Raw genomic sequence first — 6838 nt, 5'->3', positions numbered from 1 at the left:
AAAAGCAGGATACGTCAGTCGATAAAGCCTTCCGAAATCGAGATAGCCGCGATCCATGATGCAGAAGGCCCCGGTTGCGGAACCAATTCGTCGAGGATATTGACATCGTGCAGTTTGCCGTTAGCTGACAGACAAAAACAAGGCTTTTCTCTTTTATAACATATAGTTACAAGATTTTGGCAACCAAACATCCGGACAGCAGTGTCATCGAAAATGTTCGTATACCATTTCCACAATATTTGCAGCATTATTTGCAAAAAATATGGAGCCATGTTTTCGGGCAGCGGTTTTCAGAACACGTAAAAACCTTTTATAAACAACAGGATATAAATAATGGTCGGATTTATGGCGCCCCCGGGGTGACTCGAACACCCGACACCCGGTTTAGGAAACCGGTGCTCTATCCGCCTGAGCTACGGGGGCGCTTTTGTGGAAGGCCGGGCAGGTTTTACCATGAATGGTTTCATGAGTCAAGAAACTCATGGGCGAAAAAATATCGCAAAACGGATATGCCCGCCGGGTTGGCGGGCATATCCGTTCAATTATGTCTCGCGATATTACAATTTCCGTGTCAACGTCAATCCCAATAGCTGAAAGTCCGACTTGTAGGAGGCATTAAAATTCTGGTAGTTTTTGTCGGTGCTCCGGTTCTTAAAATGAGAATACATGTAGGCGGCATCCATTGTCCAGTTTCCCTTCGTGTAACCACAGCCGAGAGAAAAGCTTTGCCGGTCCGAGTCGGGCAGGATCGGTCCCAGGGTTCGGTCGGGAATGGGGTTCTTGTCGTAGAAGTAGCCGGTTCGGACGGCGAAGTTTTCGGTATAGTGGTATTCCGTACCGAGATGAAAGCCCCACCCATTCTCCCAGTCTTCTTGCAAAGCAGGAAGGGTATCCTGAGTAATATCCACACCCGGTTTAATTCCAGGCAAGAACGGATTCAAGTTCAACGGGGGCTCAACTTCAATAACAATATCGTCAAAATGGTTCCACGTCGTATACTGCACATCAAATTCGATATTCCATTGGTCGAACATGGTCGTGGAAACCCCCGCCAGGAAGATCCCGGGAAGATTAAGACGGGTGAATCCTTCTGTAGAAGAGTTCACAAGAGGATTAAAAGGAGCCGCCGCCAGTGCGGGATTCAGCACGGATAGATCGGAAAGGAGCTTGGAACTTTTAGACCAGGTCACGGAACTCTGACTCCGGGAAATCTCGATCTTGTAATCGCTCCGGTAGGAGAAGCCCGCCTGCCAGGATTCGTTGATCTTGTAGAGGAGCCCCACATTGTAGGCCCAGCCGCCACCGCGACCGTCCACCTGAAGGCGACCCAATTGTTCTTGGCCAAGGACTTCATAGCTCATAACAGGTGTAACACCCGGAACAAACGATTCGGCACCAATCCTCCGCTGAATCTGGATATTGGTGCGGATGTAGTTCACCCCCAAGGCCAGAGAGAGTTTCGGGGTGATCTTATACGCCACGTTGGGGTTCAGGTTGTAGGTCTTGATGGTCGTTTCGTTTGCAACGGAATTTCCCACGGAGTTGTCCGCCCAGTCGGTCCCGATCCCAAAGGGGGAGAAAACACCGAATCCGACACTCAGTCGATCATTGTATTTCTGGGTGACATAGAGGTGAGGAAGAAAAAAGGTCTTGGAGCCCATCTCTTCATGATAAGTCTTGCCGACAATCAGGGCACTGTCCACATCATAACTCTGGTCGTTCCGGATGAAGGTGTTCCCAAAAGAAATCTGCGTTCCTTCTAATTGCGTGATCCCTGCCGGGTTGTTGAAGACCGTCGTCGGATCGTCGGCCGTTGCGGTAAAAGCCCCGGCCATGCCCATCGCCTTGGCCCCCTGTTCGAAGATCAGGAACCCCGCCCCCCAAGCCGGAGAACTCAGAAATAAGACGGCCGCAACTCCTCCCAATAGTTGTGTCATGAATTTTTTCATTCCATCCTCCTTACTTTAAGGTATATTGCAAAGCGTGAAAGAATCATTATTATATCTATCGGGGGGTACACATTTTGTCAAGCAGTTTTCAGGATTATGTACCCAAAACAGGCTTTTCCCAAAGCCGAACAATTGAACACCGATGTAAGTATGGAATCAATGGAGGCTGTAAAATGAAAACCTCCGGAAGGAAGAGGCGGGCTCAGAGACGATGAAGACCATTCTTCTTGGCAATGGGATTTACGACATCCTTTGAGGCTTCAAGAAAATTCAGTATGCTTAGAACATGTTCATTGTTCAGAAAATAGCAGATCTGTGAACCTTTGCGTTCCGAATCAAGAATCCCCTTGTTCTTCATCAGGATCAAATGCTGCGAAACATTTGCCTGCGGGAGAGCAAGACTCTCCCAGATATTCTTCACGCATTTATTTTCGCTCTTCAGATACATCAGGATACGCAACCGCGTGGGATGCCCCATGATCTTCAAGAGTTCAGCCGCATTCTCAAAATCCATAATTTTCCCTGGTTGGGTTCAACAGGACTATAATGCTGATTGCAAGACTTTCTGAAGGTTTTCTTTCGGCTGTGCACCGACCATCTGTTCAACCAACTCGCCATTCTTGAAGAGAATCAGCGTCGGAATGGACATCACCCCATACTGAGCGGCAACCGTTCGGTTTTGGTCAACATTTACTTTTCCAATCTTGACCTTGCCGTCAAACTCCTCGGCAAGTTCGTCCAGAACGGGAGCAACCATCCTGCATGGCGCACACCATTCCGCCCAGAAGTCAACCAGGATGGGAATTTTGGATTCCTTCACCTCATTTTCGAAGTTCTGATCATTTAATGTAATAATTTTATCAGACCCCACAATCGACCTCCCTCTTTTTCATCCTGTTTATAATTTTCACTCTGACAAATTATGTAGAGCCTTATCTGAATATCTAAATATCATTAAATTAATTTTGAGTCAAGCAAAAAGGGTGAGTTGCTGAATTCAGGCCTTGGAAGACCGGATCTTCCCCGCCTGCATCCGGATGAAGGTGGAGTGGGTGCTCACGCCAAGGAACTTCACTCCTTGCAGGCTGTGACAGGTAACGGTCCCCGCCGAACCAGGCCGACGGGTCATCCCGATTTTACCCTTCGGATTCTCCTGCTGATTGGGGTGACATTCCGATTACCGGGACTGGATTTGCCTGCCATGCCGGGCAAACCAAAAAGACCGCCGGGAAAACCGGCGGTCTTTTCACTATCTGACCGTAATGGATCAGAAATCACGCCAAAATTCGATATTCACCCGCTCGCTCGGAGCCAGATTGTTCCCATCCTCTTTATCCTTGCCAAACCGGATGATTTTGCCATCCATAGTCCCGAGGATCACTTGGTTTCCTTCCGCATAGCTTCCAGTCACCTTGGCGCTCACATCGGAAACAACCTCATGACTGGAGTCATTATAGTCTGATTGACCGTTACCTCCACATCCACTGGCGTAACAGATGTCTCCGCTTACAGGCTTCACAATGTGGATTTTCCCGGACTGACTATCCGAAATATCTGAGTTTGGGTCCGTCGTCTCCCGGTCACCAAAAGCCGTACCGAAAATGACAGCGTTTTTAGTCACGATCGGAGAGGCATAAAGCTTTTCACCAACATCCAGGGTATAGTTGAACAATTCACCGGTACCACCGGACGTAACGGCACCATTGGTGATATCGATCCCGATGATATGCCCGGAATTGCTGTCAGAAGCAAAATCAGCACCACCGGTTCCGAAGAATACGAGGACATGACCACCGTCACAGACATAAACCGCCGGAGAGGAACCAATGGGATAACCGGTCGTGGTCCCACCGACATTTACCTGATAGACCGGCTGCGGTGATTCCGTTGTTCCATAGAGTGACTTGCCCGTAGCAGCATCCAACTGCCAAAGCCGACCTTCCATGTCCGCGGCCAGAACAGAATCGATGACCCCGTCCCCGTCTTTGTCAACGAGGACCGGGGCATCAGGGATCTCGTTGCTTGTCGATCCATAGCTCTGCCCGAAAGACCAGAATTCATCCCCTGTCTCCAGATCAAAGGCGTAGACCTGGATTCCCGTTCCCGCCTGATAATTGGTGGAAACAAAGGCTGCCGCCTTGACTTCGCAATTGTCATTTACATCACAGACCTTGATATGCCCCATGGAGGTCCGGTAGGCATACCCCATGTTCGTGGCGGTGGCCTCCCACCAGGGCTGTGGATCATCAGGATCGCTGATATCCATGGCAAAAACATAGTGATTTCCGCTCCCTTCCGCAGAAAGGAGAATTGTTCGGCGCTGCTTGTTTCCGTCAAATGTACTCCCGATACGGTCCACCATCATATCAGCTACCGTCGGCGAGGCATCAACCACGGCCGTCGGCATATCCGTATCCTGGAGAAGCGAAGCGCCATAGAGCTTGCCCAATAAATTATGCGGAAGGAAAGCCCACCGCTCCGCACCGGTTGAGCCCGTAAAGGCATGGAGCATCCCGTCGGCGGACCCAGCATAGATTACGATAGGACGATCAGGGTCCACAAAGGGACTCGGACCGACGACAGCCGGTGAGGAATGGATAATTCCGCCCAAATCTTTGGAGATCACATTATTGAGCAAGGAGATTTCATCCGTATCGGTGCCGTCAGAAGGTGTCACGTTCAAAATCTCGTTGATGGTCTGTCCGGTCGCAGAATCGTTTAGGGCAAGAAAGGTGGCCGATGCCTCCAGGTTAATCCGATCGTCGACCCGGCTGTCCCCATCGCTGTCGTCAATCGCCGTATAAAGAGTCCGGTTAGACGGAATCTTGTTTGCAGCATCCCATAGCTCGGTAAAACTGCCATCGTCTTTAACCTTCAATGCTCTCAGGTGGCCGGTATAACCAGGATAATCAAAAGACCCATAATAGGCTATCAAATCATTATATTCACCGTTACCATCCAAGTCGGCAAGATCCATAACCGGAGAGGACTTCATAAATTCCTTGTAATTCACGTAGGCCTGAAGGTCCAATACGGTATTCAGAACGTAGCGAATCCCGGCAACATTCTTATAAGTACAGGAACTGAGCGGTGTACCTCCGCCTGTGCCGGCCCCACTGGATGCAGCAAGAACGTCGTTGGTGTCAAAAGATGTTACAGACGGAATCCCGTCATGCGAATCCAGGAGGTTTGTTGTATCTTTCCCTACTTTGTCCTCGACTTTCTTTAATTTGCCTCCCTTTGTGAAGGTAATCTTAAAATGAGTGAGTGTAATGGTGTTCGTTCCTTTGTTGTTGAAAAAAACTTTTTCAATCGTTTTGTCCTTGATTTTCATGCTCGACAAATCGATTTCCAGGGGATCACCGGTTGCAAAATCATCTCCCTTCGAAAATGTGATCTCCGTCGATTCAGAAGTTCCTCCGTCGTTATAGTCGACATGGATCGTAAAGGATGCATGGGGATCATCCACCTTGTCCTTGAATTCGAATTTAAACTCATGAGCATTTTGAACCGCACCTCCGCCGGGACCGCCTTTAGGACCTCCAGGGCCACCTCCTGTGCAATCAACGTATGTATGCCCTCCCAGGTAACTGATGAACCCCTTGCTGTCATCACCATCCTTGTAGCCGGCAACATAGTAGTCCCAACCGGTCGTATCATAAATTAAACGCTGCACTGTTGCGTTGTAATCACTATCCGGCGGCGCAACAGGCACACCGTAGGAGAAGTCCGAGGCGTCAAAATAACCGCTATTGGACGTATTGTACGGCTCCCAATTGTGAAGGTGCCCCCCTTCGGGTCCGAAAGCAAAATCCCCCGTCTGGGTGAAGGGGATCGTCGGGTCGGCAACAATGATGTCGGCGGCGTTGTTTGTACCGCCGTTGTGAGAGATATCGTTCGTGGTCAGCCAGGGACCGACATTGTAGCTTCCTGCATCGTTCGGGTGGTATTCGAAATTCATAATGGAGGCACATTCGGCAAAAAGTGCGCCACCCCGATCGAGAAAGTCGCCAATCTTGCTGATGATTTTTTTTGCATTTGCACCGTAATCTTTGTAGGCCGTCCAGTGGGGCGCCCACAGGAGATCGTAGACATATTTCCCGTCAGCATCCTTTTCTTCCAGAATCCCGTTACCCGCCGGCACGGAAACACCATCCACAGTCGTAGCGATGCCACCAACTTCATCTGGCGTTACCACGTCATACACACCGCTACCGATTCCGGCAATTTCAAGATAACCGGCAAGAATAGTCACAGCATTGCCGTTGGTATGGGACTCTGTGTCGTTCAAGAGAGCAATCTTTGGCGGAACGCCGTCTAAGACCCGTCCGATATCGGCTGTGAAGGGAGCATTCGCGACATGGATATTCACGTTTTTCCAATTATCGATTATAGTCTTGGCCGCATCGGCATAGGCAGCATCGATCACAAAGGGCCCGCCGAAATAGTCGATCTGGAGCGCTCCGTCGGTGTTGGTGTAAATCCCCGTGTTGATTGGATTCGTACTTCCGGCGTGGTCATATTCCGATGCCGGATCAACCCCCGTATCGGTACTAATAGAAAAATCCGTGTCCGTAATAGAAGTCTTATCCGGATTTATGCACCAGAAAACCGGAATCGGGTCGGGATCTCCGGCGGTATCCTTGTGGTCCAGGAGAGCATACATCAGACCGTAAGCTTCGAAGATTCCGTGGTCCGTCGCTCCCTGGTAGCTGCTGTTCATCGGAATAATCAGGGAACCGGCTGGAAAGGTCCGCTGATCCGCTGTGGCACTGCCGGCAAAAACAAATAGCGCTGATATCACAGCAATTAAGATCTCAATCTTTTTCATAATGAACCTCCTTAGTTCTTCCCCTTGGATCGGGAGATCAGGCTCCCGCTTCAACCGG

General features: G+C 49.8%; 4 protein-coding genes and 1 tRNA gene. All 5 read right to left on the bottom strand.

The window, feature by feature from the left end; genetic code table 11:
* Nucleotides 1–346 precede the first annotated feature (346 nt).
* Nucleotides 347–423, bottom strand: a tRNA-Arg gene (locus GXP58_09470).
* A 134-nt stretch (nucleotides 424–557) separates the two neighbouring features.
* A complete protein-coding gene (locus tag GXP58_09465; protein ID NOY53833.1) occupies nucleotides 558–1949 on the bottom strand; it encodes a transporter in 1392 nt (463 codons plus the stop codon).
* A gap of 202 nt (nucleotides 1950–2151) precedes the next feature.
* A complete protein-coding gene (locus tag GXP58_09460) occupies nucleotides 2152–2463 on the bottom strand; it encodes a winged helix-turn-helix transcriptional regulator (GenBank protein ID NOY53832.1) in 312 nt (103 codons plus the stop codon).
* Between the two features lie 27 nt (nucleotides 2464–2490).
* A complete protein-coding gene (gene trxA / locus GXP58_09455) occupies nucleotides 2491–2820 on the bottom strand; it encodes a thioredoxin (GenBank protein NOY53831.1) in 330 nt (109 codons plus the stop codon).
* Nucleotides 2821–3216: 396 nt separating this feature from the next.
* Nucleotides 3217–6780 carry a PQQ-binding-like beta-propeller repeat protein gene (locus GXP58_09450; protein NOY53830.1) on the bottom strand — a complete coding sequence of 1188 codons (3564 nt, stop codon included), beginning with the start codon at nucleotides 6778–6780 and terminating at the stop codon, nucleotides 3217–3219.
* Nucleotides 6781–6838 lie beyond the last annotated feature (58 nt).

It is taken from the genome of Deltaproteobacteria bacterium (genome assembly GCA_013151235.1).
Lineage (GTDB): Bacteria > CG2-30-53-67 > CG2-30-53-67 > CG2-30-53-67 > CG2-30-53-67 > JAADIO01.
The sequence above is the reverse complement of the archived record's forward strand: the minus strand, read 5'-3'. Positions and strand labels throughout refer to the sequence as shown.